Raw genomic sequence first — 17227 nt, 5'->3', positions numbered from 1 at the left:
CTCATATTTTATCACACACTGTTAGGGGCTCACATACTATGGTATAGTTTGTACATGTCGACAAAGTTGCAGTCATCGTTCGACGCTCTCTCACGTGTGATCGAACAGTTCGAGTCTGACGGTAATGTTGTCCGGCAGGTTGAGGCAACAACATCAACAACAAAATCCGAAGCAGATGCTGAGCTGTTGACTGCAACAATATCTATGCCGCTGTTACCACAGTTGGAATCGACAGACGCTACTGATGAACACATAGATACCGGTTCTGAATCTGAATATGGGATCGATTCCACTCCAATTGCAGCTGAGATGACAGATGAGCATATATGCGTATCATACACGCTCCCGTCAATACAACCACCAAAGATTGATACTCCGGTTAAGATGCAACCAACCGGCGCAGAGATATTAAATGGAGATGCTGTTATACGCATCGAAGTGACTATTGGTGAGGATACTGCGAATGCTGAGTCTTCATCTGATGTAGCAGATACGATTGCGTCTACGCTAGGTGTGCGCAATGGTGAATCTAAAGGTGAAGGTGGAGGTGAAGGTGAAGGTGACTCTGAATCTGAATCTGAATCTGAATCTGAATCTGATCGCGATAACACACAGCTGGGAGAGAGGAGTTGGCGGTCATCGGGGTCATCACAATCACCATCATCAGCTGAGGGTGTATTTGGTGGATCAGTAATAAGCTCAAATGACGGGGCGAATTCAGCTGATAATTCAGCGGTAATTGCAGATACCGATGCCTGTCAGACTGACGCTGCTGATGTCACAGTCGAAGATGAATTATCACAGGTCCGTGATGACTCTGTTCCGCCATATGAAGATGAAACGTACCTTCAGCGGTTGTATGAACGGTGTAATACGTTTTCTGAAATGAGTGATCGAATTGAACTTGATGTTGCAGGCGAGACCGTTCGGCGATATATGATTGAGGCAGGCGTTCATTCTCCAACAAAATATAATAATACGGATAATACCGATCAAAGCAAGAAGACAGATTCCCAGAGGAAGGAGGTTATAGAAAGTGAACCGACATCAGATGATATTGGGCGCATTGGCAGTGAGCACACAAATAGTGATACACATACAGATGCGTTGGCTAATGTGAGCACCGGATCAACTGATCAGGAAGTTGCTAATACGAATCCTAATGAGCAAACGCACACGCCACGGTCAGATGTAACGGGGAAGGTTGATAAAGTCGAAACACTGTCGATTGCAGATGAACAACTTGTAACAGATGGTGCAGGACTACCAAGCAATCTCGAGATTGCTGATGTTATCGATGCAGTTGTTGGTTCGCGAACAGTATATGAGGTGCAACGGCGACTTGGGATTGAATACAGACAGACGCGGGATCTGCTTGATCAGTTGGATATCCTTGATCTGGTTCTCAGACGGTTATCAGGGGGACCTGACCCTGACCGTGGCGTGAGCTACGAGGCAATTGCGACGCGAATTCAACAGTGTGCACAAACACAGTCAAAGACATCAGCACATACAAGATCTGGAAGCTCTTCGGGAGTCAGTGCGGCTGGCGTTGATGCTGACAAATAGGATATTTTTATTCGATGGTGTATATTTATATCTGTAGTCTTACGCAAAGTCGGTCGCCGAGCATCAGCATCGGTAATTGGGCTTGGGGGAAACACTAGACCCACAAAATTTTGGATTTATAAATGGGTTGGTAAACTCACCCATAGAGCAAAATATGGGTGTATACAATTTATATTAAACATGGCACTTGGAGCGCAAAGCGCCGTTGATCAAGATGGTGTAAGCAATCTCCTGAGGGGAGCACGGTTTGAGTTGATGCCGTTCGACAGTTTCAATGACGAGTTGGAGTCACTGCCAGCCGGATCAAGCATTGCAATCACAACATCGCCACAGCTAGGCATTGAACAAACCGTTGAGCGCGCAGAAGAAGCAGCGGCTCAGGGATACGAAGTTGTCCCACATATTGCTGCACGATACGTCGAAGATGAAGCACAACTCGCGTCAATCGCAGAACGACTCAGCGATGCCGGTGTTAACGATGTTTTTATACCAGGTGGCGATAGGGAGGAGCCCGCTGGTGAATTTACGTCTGCATACGACCTGCTAGAGGTGCTTGACGAGCTTCCATATTCGTTCGAGGATATCGGGATCACAGGTTATCCTGAAGGACATGATTTCATTGAAGATGAAGAACTCGCAATGGCGATGGATCAGAAGGCACCACATGCAACGTACATTGTGACACAGTTGTGTTATGATCCGGAGACAATCCTCGAATGGGTTGAATCCACACGTGAACGCGGTGTAGACCTTCCAATTGAGATTGGCATTCCTGGTGTGATGAACTATCAAAAGCTCCTTCAAATCTCACAGAAGGTCGGCGTTGGCGATTCAATCAGATTCCTTCGAAAAACAACAGGCGTTTTTGAGTTTGTTCGGCAGCTTATTGGATCACGGGGTGTCTATGAGCCTGATGATCTTATTAATGGGCTCTCCCCATACGTGGAAGATGAGTATTATAATATCCGCGGTGTCCACATCTATACATTCAATCAAACACCTGATCTCGAGTCATGGCGACAGACTCGGCTTGCCTGAGGTAGGCTAAATGGAAAGCAGCGCGAGTTCCGCGCTACCGTACTCGGGGTACTTCACCTGGTTCACTTGTTGCTTCCGTGAAAATAAATCAAGATAATCCCCACCGAGAACACGACGTTGCAGAAACTGATGGAGTATGTGTCTACCACCGTCAGTGTCCAGAATTCACGTCGCCGATTACGGTCGTTTCAGATCTGCTGTATGTGTCGAGATTGTATTAATCAAACATCTTCATGATCATTCGATAATACTGAAACTATTATATTATTCGACACTGCCGCCAACCTCTTTCAGTATGCTTGTTAGTATATAAATGATGCCAGCAGATTTTGACCCTGACCGGGTTCAAACGGTTACATTCGATTCGTATAGTACACTCGTTGATGTTGAGGCAGCTGAACAAGCGCTTAACAGACGTGTTGAAAGTCCAAGACCGATCTCACGACTATGGCGATCACGCTCACTTGCATACACCTTTATTGCAAATCAGATTGATACATATCAGTCATTTTATGAGATGAATCGAGACGCACTTCAGTACGCACTTGATGCACACGACGTTGCGTTATCATCGAGCGAGCGCGATGAGATCCTTGCTGTATATCATGAACTCGATGTTTTTGATGACGTGCGTGATAGCATTGAGCGACTTAATGCAGCTGGGTACGACTGTTATGTTCTATCGAACGGAAATCCTGAGATGTTATCTACAATGGTCGAACACACCGGGATTGGGGATATTATCGCTGGGGTAATCAGCGCCGCAGAGGTGTCGGCATTCAAGCCTGCTGCGGAATTGTATCGACATGGTGCAGCACGGACTGGAACGCCGATTGGTGCAATTGCTCATATCACTGCAGGATGGTTTGATATTGTCGGCGCTGTGCATGCTGGCACACAGGCAGTCTGGGTTAATCGGAAAGAGACCCCGTCTGAGCCGTTCGGTCCTGGTCCTCATCTTACCGTTGAGACACTCACTGGTGTGTGTGATGCTCTCAATATCTGAATGCGTGTGCTGAGCATCATTGGTTGGTCATATTAGAGCGAAGACATGATTAGGCTGATGCTCGCAAATCAGTGACGAAAGAGGCATACCGCCGGATTCCGTGAATCGGGATATGGTACTTTCGGACGTGTTTCTCGCGCCCATCGGGATTATGGCGCTCGCAGCACTCATACCGATTCTCATTCTTTATTTTATTCAACCTGATCCACGTCGTGTTGAGTTACCAACGGTTGAGCTGTTGTTTGAAGACACGCAACAGGACGCCTCACGACCGCTGTTTGACCGAATCAAGCAAAATCTGTTATTGCTGTTGCAAATTCTTGTTGTCATTCTGCTTGCCGTATCAATTGCTGGACCGTACATCTCTGTTGCAGAGTCACAAACTGTCTCTGAAACAATACTTGTGATTGATGGGAGTGCAAGTATGCAAGTGAATACCGGTGATGGAACACGATTTACAGCTGCAATAGCTGCTGCGAGGGAAACGACAAGCAGCACTAATTCCGTTATTTTCGCTGGATCTACATCATCGGTTGTGCTTCGGTCTGGCGGCGCATCAGAAGTACAGACAACACTAGCAGAGTTACGCCCAACTGATGCGCCCGGGAATCTCAATGCAGCAATCTCACGCGCAACTGCGATTGCGGGGGAAAACGCACGGATTGCTGTATTTAGCGATTTTGCAGGTGATCGTTGGCGCCAGGCTGTTCAATCAGCGCAAGCGCGGGGTGTACAAGTATCACTTCAGCAATTTGATCGTGGAGGGGCAAACGTTGGCATCACCGCACGATCGTTCAGCCGATCAAATGTGACATTAACTATACAGAATTTTGCCGATAGAGAGGTTAGACGTACAGTTACACTCGGGAGATCTCAGATATCATTAACACTTACTCCCGGTGGTGTGCAGCGAGTAACACTTCCAGTGCCCGCTGGTGGTGGTCGCGCTCAATTAACGCCGAGTGATGATCTTTCGATTGACGATGTCGCGTATATAGCTGCGCCATCAGACCAGCGAGTAAACGTTTTATTATTGAGTAATGACCCGAATAGCTATCTTACGACAGCGCTGTCTGTAGTTGAAGAGGTATCATTGACGGTTGCACAACCACCGACAGCGGTTCAAAATAACTATGATGTGATTCTCTATAGTGATCTTGAATCAGAGCGTCTTCTCGACGGAAATGTTGAAGCAGGGCGTGATGTCCTCGCCAATGGTGGTGGTGTTGGCGTCATCGCACAGCAATCGCCACCAGCGGCATACCGTGACCTCCTGTTAATTGACCCACAGGGAACAGGGTCAAATCCAGCCCTTGACCGACCACAGCAAAGTGAGCTTACACGAGGAATTGGATTTACGCCACCGGAAACATACCTAACTGGGTCACTAACCGGAGGGCAGTCACTTCTTGCAACAACAGATGGAACTCCAATCCTTGCAACAGAAAGACGGGCAAACGGACGGGTATTATATTATGGAAGCGTTGTCGACAATGATCCATTCCGATTCAATTACCAATATCCAGTCTTTTGGAAGCGAGCGATATTTTATCTCGCCGGTCGTGAACCATTATCGACACTTAATCAACAAACGGGGGCACAATTACAGTTTGAGAACGTGACAGCAGTTGAGACGCCAGATGGTGAATCTATCGACGGGCAGGTTATTTCACTTGATCAGACCGGATTTTATTCTGTCGGTGGATCCCAGCGTGGTGTATCGTTATACAGTAGTACTGAATCTGCAGTCGCGGTTGAATCACTTGATGAGCAATCATCGGAGATTGATGCTCAAACGCGTGAGCGAGAGACACAGGTTCCTCGTCCACTCGGGTGGATAGTTGTTCTTGGCGGAGCTACTGTTATTATTGGAGAAATTGTGCTTCTTCGGCGGCGAGGTGACCTATGATGATAATGAATATTACTATGCTAAGTTATGATGTCCCGCTCAGTGTTCGGACATCGTTTGGTGATATTGTCGTCGGACTTAATCGACCACTTGCGCTCATCGCTCTACCAATTGCGATTGCAGCCGTCATTGGATTCATCAATTATCGTGCGTCAGGGACCGCATCAGCGCGAAGTCGACGGCTTTTTGCTATATCCCGAATCACAGTTATTGCACTACTCGTCTTCGCAGCCGCTGGTCCATTCACTGTTATTACAATGGAGACCACAGGCGATCCATCTGTCTCCTTACTCGTTGATCGTTCAAATAGCACTGCTGTCGGTCCAAACCAAACTGAAGAGTTAGTCGAAGGGATTGAATCTGAAGGAATACCAGCGACTGTCTCAACAATCGCCCGTGGAGAACGCTCACCGATTGGGGATGGGATTGCTGCGAATCTCCAAGAAAATGGGTCAGTAGTCGTTGTCTCCGATGGACAGGCAACCGGTGGACAATCGTTATCAGCGACAGCGGAATTTGCACGGTCAATAAATGCAACCATCAGCACCGTTGCATTTGATTCGACACAGACTGAACGATATGTAACACTCACCGGTCCCTCAAAGACAAGTGTTGGTGTCGAAAGTCAAATTCTCACGAGAGTCCGCGGTGTGGAAGCGACTGACCCAGTGACAGTGACGGTGAGTATTGATGGTGAACAGGTTACAGAGGAGACGCTTGATAATGGAACTGGACGTATTCCCGTGAGACATACATTTGAGTCAGTTGGTGCACATAGAGTTACCGCGGCAATCGAAAATGATGACACATACTCACAGAACAATATCGCTCGATCAACAATTCGTGTTGTCAATAAACCAACAATATTGTATGTGTCACAGGGAGAGTACCCACTGCAATCATATCTTCAGCAGTTGTATACCGTTGAAACGGCTAGTTCCGTCCCTGAAACGCTGGATCCATACTATGCAGTTGTCGTCCAGAATACAGCAGCAGATGATCTCGGAAATATTGAGCGACTCCAGCGGTTTGTTATTGATGGAAATGGGCTTCTCATGCTCGGAGGTCCAAATGGTTTCGAGGGTGGTGGATATGATTCATCATCAATCGGAACAATACTTCCAGTTCAAGTTGGTGAAGGGACGCCGGGAAGCGCACGCGTCATTCTTGCAATAGATGTCTCCGGGAGTACCGGGAGTGGGATGCAAATTCAAAAAGCAGTTGCACTCAATGCACTTGGTCAATTAGGTGATTCAACAAGTGTTGGGGTCGTTGGGTTCAATCGACAGGCCTACGAGGTAGTTGGACTTGAGCAACTTACTGAAAATCGTGATACCACGCGCCAACGTATCCGACAACTCCGCGCTGGCGGTGGAACAAATATTGCGAATGGACTTCGTGGTGCAGAGGAGATGCTTGATGGACAGCGTGGGACAGTCATCCTTATTAGCGATGGTGTTGACGCTCGGAGTCGGGCAACAGTCGTTGCGGAGTCACTTGGAAGACGAGGAGTACGTGTAATCACCGTTGGTGCAGGACAGCGCGTGAACGAACCGCTGCTAGAACAAATCGCGGATATCTCTGGCGGGACGTATTTCCAAGCAAATGAGACTGATCGTCTTCGGATTTTATTCGGTGGGAGTGGTCGGCAATTTGACGGAGAAGGATTGACGATTGTTGATTCAGGACATTTCATTACAAGTGGTGCTGAGGTGACAGCAACGCCTGATCAAGTAAATGATGTGTCTGTTCGCCCCGGAGGGACATTCCTCGTTGCTGGCTCAAATGGAGACCCAGCAGTTGCCGCATGGCGGTATGGACTCGGACGTGTTGCGACCATCACAGCATATCAATCGGGTGGTGGTCTTGGTGGACTTCTCAACGAACCAGACTCATTACTCGTCACTAAATCAGTTAATTATGCGATTGGAAATCCAGAACGAAAGACAACAGGGGTAACTGGCGCTGATGACACTCGTGTTGGATCACCAGCCACAATCACATACCGTGGGGACTCTCCACCAACAAATGCCTCAGCCTCATTCCGTGCGGTTCGTGATGGTGTCTACCGTGCAAGTGTCACACCCGAAACAGAAGGGTTCAAAGAAATTAGCGGAGCGACATATGCTGCAAATTATCCTGCCGAGTACGCCGGATTTGGAACGGCGCCAGCCCTGAGTGAGGCGGTCAGAGCAACCGATGGTCGTCAGTTTGAGCCGAGTGACACCGCTGAGATTGCGGAATTTGCAAGACAACAATCAACCCGAGTTCGTGATGTTGAACAGCGATGGGAATGGGTATTGATAATTCTTGCACTCGTTATATTTGTCACTGAGGTTGTAATTCGGCGGGTTCAAGTGTACCAGGGTCGTACGCAACAGGAGAGTGGACTCACATGAGTATAATTGGCCGGTCAATTAATATTGGATTAGTTCTCATACTGTGTCTGACTATCGCTGGCACTGCTGGGGCGACATTATTTTACCAGGAGTCGGTTGAAGGGCTTGATACACAGAATAGTCAACTTCAATCACAAAACGAGCAACTCCGAAACGATCTGAACGAGGCTCGATCGGATCTGGAGAAAGCGAGAGAACAAATGCAGGAATTAAACGAGTCATTGGAAACGGCTCGCGGAGATGTCTCACAGGTGTCTGGAAATCTTCAGCAAACTGAACAGCAATTATCAGAGACACAAACAGAGCTCGCGAATACAGAACAAGATCTCCAAGCCGCAGAGCGTCGGGCTAATTCACTGGAATCAGAGGTCCAAAACCTCCAGTCAGTCAATCAAAACCTCCGTGGTGAAGTTGATGACCTCCAGTCCGAAGCCGAGGATCTGCGAAATGAAGTGTCAAATCTTGAAGGGCAGGTATCAGATCTTGAAGGCGAGGTTTCGAGTCTCGAGAGTGAAAACGACCGGCTTGAAAACGAAAATGACCTCCTGAGATCACGAGTTGATCGTGCCTGCGCACAGATTGAGGGAGATAAACCAGGTTTCTGTTGAACATCACTAATCAATATATATTTGATATGCATACTGAGTAGTACGGCATATCTTAACATATACCACTCACGCACTAATGCACCGATCACATGACAGATAATAATCACTCACCCGTTGATGACGATCAAAACACAGATGAGAGCAAAGATGAACAGACCGACCCGGAGTCATCTCAATTTGATCCTGACCCATTTGGAATCGGTGAAGCTCCGCCTGATGAGAGTGTCGATACAGACGCACTGACACGAACGACCGTTGATGAGACAGCGAACAAAAGCGCAAATCCGGATGTTAACGCACCCACTGGTGGAGTGAGTGAGAACGGAAATAACAAACTAACTGACGAGGTATCTGCTGAACAGTCCCGTGGTGGCATAGAGACCCAACAAGAACAAATTAAGCGTGCACTTGCTGAGATCCGTAAGGAAGGGTTCAAGATTGCGGTTGTTTATGCAGTTGTTGATGCTGCTATTGTAACACTTCTTATAAATATTATTTTATTATTTGTCGGGATTCCATTAGGGATGCCGTCCCGTGTTCCAATCCCATCAGCGATAGTGACAATACTCCGAGATACTATTGCAATTACAATTACGGAGCCGACCATTGCAACTGGGGCAGTGCTTGGAGTTGGGATTGGATTGCTTATTATTCCAATCGAGGTCGGGATTCGGATTCGACGCCCCTTGGTTGATCAATTTGCAGCCGCAAACCCATCACTACAGGAGTCCTTACAGACCGCCCGTGATGCAACTGAAGCAAATCAGCAATCAGCAATCGTTAAACGATTATACGATGACGTACTCAAAGGACTCAACCAAGCTTCAAGTATTGGGTTAATCAACCTTCGGCGAGTTGCAACGGCTGTCGTTATTCTCATGATTCTCAGTGGAGCAACAGTGCAGTTAGCAGTCGTCGATTTATCACTTGACGAATTTGGAGCAGACTCAGCAGTAACTGTTGCTGGTGATCGTGAGGAGACTGAATACTCTGGATTGAAGAATGGGTCTTCAATCCTTGGTGATGAAACGAGTATTCGTGAGGGGCAGCAAACACAGAACGCGACTATTTCCACGAGTGGGTCCGATGGTGGAGGAAACGCTGATCGTGACTCACCCACCGCATACACAAACAGTGGCTTTAGCGCTGAGGACGTCCAAACTCAGCAAGCCGCCTTTGATAGCGATGAAGCTGTGCAAAATGCAGCGCTTATTCGAGAGTACAACCTCGCAATTCGAGACAACAGTGATCAAACTGATACAACAGCATCGTCTTGAGATTGAATGAACTATTCTGGCGGTTTTGAAGTGCATATCTGGTTGATGTTCATTATTCAGAATAAATATAGGATACTTGACATAATTTGTTCGTGACTTGGTTTGAATTCAGACAGAAGCCACAAAGTTTTCACTGTATTCATCGACAGGATAGATGCGCTTGGGCACCATTAGATTATATGCCTATACCATATATTGTATATCCATATTGGTCAATTGCCCAGCTTTTGAGTCTAATTGATAATCATAGTAGTATATTAAACAGATTGAATTATAATAATAATGATAACTAACGCCAATGCCGGAATCAACACCAATATTATTCGTAAGCGAGATATGAATAGTGAGTATTTAGACCGATGAGTGAGACCAATATTGATGTCGATATCGACGCATTACAGGGTCGTCTTGCTCGCGTTCGTGAAGAAGTTAGTAAGCGGATTATTGGACAGAAAGCAATTGTTGAGCAGCTTTTAGTCTGTATTCTCGCAGACGGGAATGCGCTTCTTGAGAGTAATCCGGGTCTTGGGAAGACGACAATGATTCGGACAGTTGCTGACGTGACTGACCTAGACTTCTCACGTGTGCAGAACACGCCGGATCTAATGCCATCAGATATCACTGGAACAGAAATAATTCGCGAAGCAGGTGGCGAACGCGAGTTCGTTTTTGAACGCGGGCCTATCTTTGCGAACGTTGTCCTTGCAGATGAGATTAATCGGGCGACACCAAAGACGCAGGCAGCATTGCTTGAAGCAATGCAAGAAAAACAGGTGACAGCAGCTGGTGAGACATATGATCTTCCTCGCCCATTTTTTGTTCTTGCAACCCAGAATCCAGTTGATCAAGAAGGGACGTATCCACTTCCAGAAGCCCAAACTGATCGATTTTTATTAAAGCTTGTTTTAGATTATCCCTCTGCAGCTGAAGAGCGTGATATTGTCACCCTATATGCAGAGGGCGAATCTGTTCCACCTGTTGACCGCGTGCTAACGCGTGATGAACTTTCAACAATACAGTCGCTTGTTCGGGAGGTGCCTGTTGCGGATGACGTTCGTGATCAAGCAATCGAACTTGTCAGAGCAACACGAACCGCAGATAATGTAGATTTCGGTGCCAGCCCACGTGCCAGCATGGGACTTATTCAAACTGCAAAAGCGCGGGCATTCCTCCAAGGTCGTAATTATGTCTCATGGGACGATGTTGCGGCAATGGCACGTCCGGTGTTACGACATCGGATTTTGCTTGACTTCCGTGCTGAGCGTGAGGGTATGTCGACCGATGATGTGATTGATAATCTACTTACAGCATATACGTGATTAATCCTACATTTCTTGAGGAGGTTGACCGATTTGACGCGAGTCTCGAGCAGGAAGCAACAGGAATTCAACGTGGAGAACAGGAGTCACCCGATGTTGGTGAAGGACTCACGTTCAGTGATTATCGGCGATATTCACCAGGTGATGACACGCGGCTCATTGATTGGCGACTTTATGGACGAACAGGAGAGTACTATATTAAGCAGTTTGAGGAAGAACGAAATTTAACAGTCCACGTCCTTGTCGATGCGAGTGCATCGATGGACTATGGTGATCCAGATATTGACACACATAAATTTGAATTTGGGGCGAAACTTGGATTGGGGTATGCATACCTTACTGCCGAAGCACATGATGATTTTAAGTTTTCAATATTCAGAGACCGACCTGAACGACTTGATGCTGGGACATCAACGCGTGGAGAGGTGCTTGGATTAATCGATCGGGTCAATGAGACAACACCGAGGGGGGAGACAGACTTCGCCACGGCGTTGGAGTCATATGCTGGGCTAATCAATTCACGGTCGCTCATTGTCATTATTACAGACTGTCTGGGTGATCTTGATTCGCTTGAGAGTGGACTTGCATCAATTGCACAAAATGATGTAATTCTCATTCAGTTACTTGCACCGGGAGAAGTTGATCCTAATCCTGCTGGTGATACAATTTTTGAGGGGGTAGAATCTGATGTGAGTCAGCGAACATATTTCGGTGGACGACTTCTTAAGCAGTATCGTAACCGCGTTGATGCATTTATTAATGATGTGGAAGCTCGAACACAGCGATTACGCATAACGCATGCGTTTGTTCCGACAGATCAGGATTTCTTCGATGCGTTCGCAACAACATGGATTGGATAAGTAATGGTTTTTACCAGCTTGCAGGCGCTTATGCCCCATCCTCAAGAAGTACCGTAGCAAAGCGCAAAGCGCAAAGCACAGCAGGGTGGGAATACACGCAAAGCACGTCATAGAAACAGGAAGTCCCGCGCTCACGGCTGAGTATGCCTGGTGATTAATCTGACTGCGGACAGTGGGTCCTTCCTTACTTTCAGATGTGTATTCTCGTGGAGCGATTGAAAGAACCGAGAGGAAATAAATCAATGTCATCTTTTTGTTTCATCTTCATACGGTTGCGCGCGAGCGCATTAATACCGGTTACACAGTGAGGACCGTCAGACATTTGTCAGACAATTTGGCTCAATACGCGCAGGGGTGAGGTGCAATGAGGCGAAGATATTTAGCTTTTCTCGCGGTCGATGTAGATATGCAGCAAGAGGATCCAGGCGCAATTTTCCGAGAGATATACCGACAGTTTATCGGACCGATTGAAGATCGGCGTGAGGTATATCTCGGATTCAGCCTGTTTTTCATTGGTGTCGGATTGGTCCTCGTGTCGATCGTCGCGTTCCTGTGGAGCACGACATACTCGAGTTTCGGACCAATTAAATACGTGTTCCGAGAGGTTGCTGTAACAGCTGGCGCAAGTGGAATACCGATTATACTACTTTCAACGGCAGTGTTATTGCCAGTTTCGCGACGTGTCGATCTGATTGGAACTGGCGGCGTTATTGCATGTCTACTCGCAACTGCGCAGTTTGCTGCTGTATATCCACGAGCAGCGGCGTGGAATCAAAGTAGTAGTCTTATTGTGAGTGTCTACGCGATTGGTGCTATTATCGTGCTAACAGCTGCCGGGACAGCCCTCTCTGGATATCGAATTGAGATGGTGGTAAATGCAACAGCCACACAGGAATCAGCGACGGACAACCCCGAAACAACGAGTGAATCTGAGGATGAGGAGGATGAGATTTCTGATGAACGCGTCGAACGACAGATCGAGAGTGCAATGGCGGCTGCCGAACTCAACTGGGGTGGTGTTGAGCGTGATGATGGTCAAACGCTCCAGTTCACGGCTAACGAAGATGAATATGATGCACGTAACGTGACAAAAGCAGGAGTGAAGGAGTCCCGTGGAGGGAGCGTTGACGACGCCGTCGAGGGATTACAGGGTCTTCGGGGAGACAAACGTAAAACCGAAAGCGGATCAGGCACGTCTGAGCAGGCAACGGCACTCGCAGACCTTCGGGCAAATCTTGATGAGTCAGCAGATGCAGTCGGTGAGAATGAGGATGAACCGTCATCAGACGCAGATTATGACGGACCAATCAAGCCATCGCCACTCAAACCGGCGAATCAAGGTCCGATCGAGCGAATTCGCCGATTTATTCAGTCACTCATTCGCTGAAAGTAGCGTGCCGATATAATTACATATCATCATTTACAGTTGTTTTATTATCCTATCGATTATCTCATCGATATGTATTGAGGATACTGTCTCGATGAACGTATATCAGCACCAGTTAAGATGAGGAGAAACGGTGAAGATTTTTATCTATTCCTTCTGAGTTAATGATATGGCCAAAGGCCTAGATGTCGGTACAATGAACATTCTGTCTGCTGAGCAAGAGGATGACGGAACGAAGTTTGTTCAGCAGCGCAACTCGTTCGTTGAGATCGAATACAGCGACATGGCAGAACAGATGCTATCGCGAAGTCAAGTACTCCATATCCGGAAGGATGATAAGGTGTACGTCGTCGGCGACGACGCTCTTAATTTCGCGAACATATTTAATAAAGAAACACGCAGACCGATGGAGGTTGGAATCCTCTCAAGTGATGAGTCATCGGCAATTCCGATGATCAAACTGATCACTGAACAGGTGACTGGTGACCCGTCGATCCCAGATGAGAAGCTATTTTTCTCCTCACCAGCGGATCCAATCGACTCAGATGTGTCGACACTATATCATCAGAAAACGCTCGAATCGATGATATCTGATATGGGATATGATCCAGAGCCGATTAATGAGGGAATGGCTGTCATTTACAGCGAACTTGCGGGGAACAACTTTACAGGACTTGGCGTTTCGTTTGGTGCTGGTATGACGAATATCTGCTTGTCATACTATGCTGTGCCTGTGATGAAATTCTCTGTTGCTCGCGGTGGGGACTGGGTTGACCAACAAGCTGCACAAGCAACCGGCACGCCAGTTGATAAAATAACATCAATAAAAGAAGACGACTTTACGCTTGATTTCACAACTGATGTTGGTGGTGTTGAGGGAGCGCTCTCAATTTACTATGAGAATATGCTCGATTACGTCATTAACAAGATTGCTGAAGAGGTTGACGAGGAAGATATTGAGGAGAATCTTGATGTGCCTGTCGTCGTGACAGGAGGGACTTCGAATCCAGATGGCTTTGAGGATCTATTCGACAAACATCTTCGTGACGTTTCGATTCCGTTCTCTATCAGCGATGTTCAAAGTCCTGATGATCCGCTATATAGCGTTGCTCGGGGAGCACTTGTTGCTGCGAGATCCGAAGAAGAGTCTGATGGTTCGACCGTCAGTCAGCCGTCGCCTTCCTCTGAGTGAATAAAAACGCAGTGATGCCGGTCTGAGTTCAATGCCAACGGATTGTAATTAATCAGTTCGCAGTTCATCTGTGAAAAAGGTGTCACGAACGAATAAATCGCCGTATTATCAAGCAAAACAGGTCTATCTTTGCACCTCAGGGATGGCTGTTTTTTATATTCAATTCCCAGAGATTCAATCTCATTCTCTAATATACTCTATCGAGAATGTATCTTGAGATGGCAGTTTACATCACAAAAATTAATTAATATTAATACTGCATACCGAATCTTAAAGTTACGACGCAATCGGGTGGTTATTTGATAACTGAATTCATACCTGTATATCCAACTTCGCAGTTAATTACTAGAGCCATGATCGGTGTGATTGCGATTATCCCCCGTCTCCGTCGTCGTCATTTGCATTTGCATCTTTGGAGGGTTGATCTGAGTCCGAGTCAGACCCAGCATGAGAGTTTGTATCCATGCTGGAGTTGTCATCCGGACGCATGGATGCATTCTGTTTTTTCTGTACATCCTCAGCGTCGGTATCAGTACTGGTATCAGCAGTAGCATCGTGGAACCGCTTAAATGCATCATCCCACGTTTCTGATTCTGGTTCAACTGATGCTGGCGACGTCTCAATGTTTGCAAACCCACACTGGTCACAGTACACTGCTGTTGACCCACCGTCGATAGAGATGGTTGTGAGCTCTGTTCCACAGCGCGGACAGTGCATAAATTGTTCTTCTATTCCATGGTACTTTTTGTTTCCCCCCCATCATTTCATTTGATAATCAATTATGAACTAGGCATGAAGTGTTCAGATGAATTCAGCTTCTGAAATTACTCAGGGGCAGAGTGAACTACCCCACCCTGCTCGCGCTGACGCGCTCGCTGAGGGTGGGGCTTCCTGTTTCCACGACGTTGTCAGACTGCGTCTGACAGCCCACCAGACGGAGTCTGGTGAACGCGCTTTGCAGGAACCACCGTGGTTCCCACAGGGAGCACAGTCTCCACAGGCGTCGACGAGAGCTTCGCTCTCGTTCGCACATCAGAATCGGTCCGCGATTCTGAGGACGTACCTTCGGAGTGACCCACTCCTATGTCGGTAAGTCCGCGAGAAAGAATGTTCCACGCTACGTTTGCGTCTCTATCCGCTTCGAAGCCACAGGCAAGACAAGAATGTTCACATACCCACAGCTGTTTGTCGGTTTCGACCCACACTGAGCGCATTCTTTTGTGGTGCCTTCGGGTGCAACTTCCACGAAGTGCGTGCCATCACGCTCACACTTCGTTTCGAGCATATCGGTGAAGGTATTCCATGCTGCCGAAGCCATGTTGCGGCTGTTACGCGGCGATTCCAGCATTCCTTTCACGTCGAGGTCTTCGACGGTCACCAAGTCGTACTCCCGAGCATAGTAGTTTGAGAGTTTGTGCAGGAAATCACGCCGCTTGCGTTTGATGTCGAGATGCCACTCAGCAACACGCCGACGTTGCTTCTCCCAGTTGTTCGACCCGTACTCTTTGCGCGAGAGGTTCCGTTGCTCTCGTTCAACTCTGTCGCGTTCTTCCGAGAAGTCGAGTGATTCGACTGCTGTGCCGTCTGTATCGCGGGCATACTTCAGAATCCCAATATCAATCCTGACCATCTCGCCAGTGTCAATATCCTCCAGCGGTGGCTTGGCTGGTGGTTCTGTGTCCATCTCGATGCCGAAAATAGCGACCCACTCGCCGGTTTTCGCTTTTTTGAGCGTGACTTGCTTGACTGTGGCATCATCAGGTAGGGGTCGGTGAAGTTCGATACGAATATCATCGAGTTTCGACAGCGACAACGATAACACGGTCTGACCACCCTTCTTGTCGAGTTCGAAGCCAGACTGGTTGTAAATGAAACTGCGAAACTCGCGTGGTGATTTCCACCGGAGTTCACCAACCCTGTAGCCCTGTTGTTTGAGTTTCCCGAGTGCTTTGATATTTTTCGCAATCCGCATGACGGTGGGTTGAAGCGTCTTCGAGTAGATGTCGGTGAGTGCGTCCCATCAGTTTTTGAGGTCTGTCTCTTACCCACAACTCGGGTCAGGATTTTAGCGGAACGGGATCGGGATCGGCAAGCACGACTGAAATCCTCGGTATCTACAGTTTCAGCATCTCTTTGGAACAATTGTAGTGGAGTTGATTACCGGCGTTCTGTCACCCCCACAGCCGATATCACTGTCTGAATCGCTTCTCGCCTCGATTTTCTGCGTTCAAAATATCTCTGAGAGCGTCTGAAATGTCCGGTTACGACTTCACGAACTTGTGGGTAAGAGACAGTTTTTGAGGTCAAGAAGCTCGTTACGAATCGTGCGGACACGCTGTTTGACGGTGCCCTGGTCTTCGGGGGTCTGGGTGAAGCGATACAGGGCGTGGTTGTAGAGTTGGCGACAGGTATCGCGGTGGTAATCCAGCGTTTCACGCTGGCTTTCGGTCGGTTTGAGGCGATACCTGTAGTTGTAGTTCATGCTCGTTGGTCTTCGACGCACTCTTTCAACACATCCAGTGAGACTTGTCCTGTCGAGATGAGACAGTACGAGTTGTTCCAGAAGGAGTCGCCCCAGGTCGGTTTTAACTTCGTCTTCGTACTCGTTGTGGATGCGTCGAGCAGTTGCACACTTGACAGAAGTGAAGACTCAGGGGCTTGTT

13 protein-coding genes and 2 pseudogenes are annotated in these 17227 nt (G+C 47.6%); 11 read left to right on the top strand and 4 right to left on the bottom strand.

What is annotated here, in order from left to right; genetic code table 11:
* Nucleotides 1-54 precede the first annotated feature (54 nt).
* From HQRW_RS04115 to HQRW_RS04065, 11 genes are all read left to right on the top strand, one after another.
* Complete coding sequence (locus tag HQRW_RS04115) at nt 55-1569, top strand: hypothetical protein (RefSeq protein ID WP_014555575.1); 1515 nt, start codon at nt 55-57, stop codon at nt 1567-1569.
* A gap of 180 nt (nt 1570-1749) precedes the next feature.
* Nucleotides 1750-2607, top strand: a complete 858-nt coding sequence (locus tag HQRW_RS04110; RefSeq protein WP_011571031.1) for a methylenetetrahydrofolate reductase — start codon at nt 1750-1752, stop codon at nt 2605-2607.
* 313 nt (nt 2608-2920) lie between these two features.
* Complete coding sequence (locus HQRW_RS04105) at nt 2921-3613, top strand: haloacid dehalogenase type II (RefSeq protein ID WP_014555574.1); 693 nt, start codon at nt 2921-2923, stop codon at nt 3611-3613.
* 112 nt (nt 3614-3725) lie between these two features.
* Nucleotides 3726-5522, top strand: a complete 1797-nt coding sequence (locus HQRW_RS04100) for a vWA domain-containing protein (protein WP_014555573.1) — start codon at nt 3726-3728, stop codon at nt 5520-5522.
* Nucleotides 5522-7921, top strand: a complete 2400-nt coding sequence (locus tag HQRW_RS04095; protein WP_014555572.1) for a vWA domain-containing protein — start codon at nt 5522-5524, stop codon at nt 7919-7921. The genes HQRW_RS04100 and HQRW_RS04095 overlap by 1 nt, the downstream gene beginning before the upstream one ends.
* Complete coding sequence (locus HQRW_RS04090) at nt 7918-8529, top strand: hypothetical protein (protein ID WP_014555571.1); 612 nt, start codon at nt 7918-7920, stop codon at nt 8527-8529. The genes HQRW_RS04095 and HQRW_RS04090 overlap by 4 nt, the downstream gene beginning before the upstream one ends.
* A gap of 89 nt (nt 8530-8618) precedes the next feature.
* Nucleotides 8619-9806, top strand: coding sequence for a DUF7502 family protein (locus tag HQRW_RS04085; protein ID WP_065757383.1), 1188 nt, complete (start codon nt 8619-8621; stop codon nt 9804-9806).
* A gap of 359 nt (nt 9807-10165) precedes the next feature.
* Nucleotides 10166-11125, top strand: a complete 960-nt coding sequence (locus tag HQRW_RS04080) for an AAA family ATPase (protein ID WP_014555569.1) — start codon at nt 10166-10168, stop codon at nt 11123-11125.
* Nucleotides 11122-11985 (top strand): DUF58 domain-containing protein, encoded by an 864-nt coding sequence (locus HQRW_RS04075; protein ID WP_014555568.1) that lies wholly within the window; start codon nt 11122-11124, stop codon nt 11983-11985. The genes HQRW_RS04080 and HQRW_RS04075 overlap by 4 nt, the downstream gene beginning before the upstream one ends.
* Nucleotides 11986-12391: 406 nt before the next feature.
* Nucleotides 12392-13372 (top strand): DUF7139 domain-containing protein, encoded by a 981-nt coding sequence (locus HQRW_RS04070; protein WP_231852412.1) that lies wholly within the window; start codon nt 12392-12394, stop codon nt 13370-13372.
* Nucleotides 13373-13541: 169 nt separating this feature from the next.
* Nucleotides 13542-14564, top strand: coding sequence for a disk-shape morphogenesis protein volactin (locus HQRW_RS04065; protein WP_014555566.1), 1023 nt, complete (start codon nt 13542-13544; stop codon nt 14562-14564).
* 372 nt (nt 14565-14936) lie between these two features.
* Here the strand turns inward: HQRW_RS04065 and HQRW_RS04060 are convergent, their stop codons facing one another.
* From HQRW_RS04060 to HQRW_RS14825, 4 genes and pseudogenes are all read right to left on the bottom strand, one after another.
* Nucleotides 14937-15281: a zf-TFIIB domain-containing protein gene (locus HQRW_RS04060; protein WP_014555565.1), complete on the bottom strand. Its 345-nt coding sequence runs from the start codon at nt 15279-15281 to the stop codon at nt 14937-14939.
* A 127-nt stretch (nt 15282-15408) separates the two neighbouring features.
* A pseudogene (locus tag HQRW_RS04055) lies at nt 15409-16536 on the bottom strand (RNA-guided endonuclease InsQ/TnpB family protein).
* A 297-nt stretch (nt 16537-16833) separates the two neighbouring features.
* Complete coding sequence (locus HQRW_RS14830; RefSeq protein WP_077260057.1) at nt 16834-17046, bottom strand: helix-turn-helix domain-containing protein; 213 nt, start codon at nt 17044-17046, stop codon at nt 16834-16836.
* Nucleotides 17043-17205: pseudogene (locus tag HQRW_RS14825) on the bottom strand (transposase); the annotation flags it as partial. The gene HQRW_RS14830 and the pseudogene HQRW_RS14825, both read right to left, overlap by 4 nt.
* Between the last annotated feature and the right edge of the window lie 22 nt (nt 17206-17227).

Origin of the sequence: Haloquadratum walsbyi C23 (assembly GCF_000237865.1) — an archaeon.
In the GTDB taxonomy this organism is placed as follows: domain Archaea; phylum Halobacteriota; class Halobacteria; order Halobacteriales; family Haloferacaceae; genus Haloquadratum; species Haloquadratum walsbyi.
This window is presented reverse-complemented; position numbering and strand designations above follow the sequence as displayed.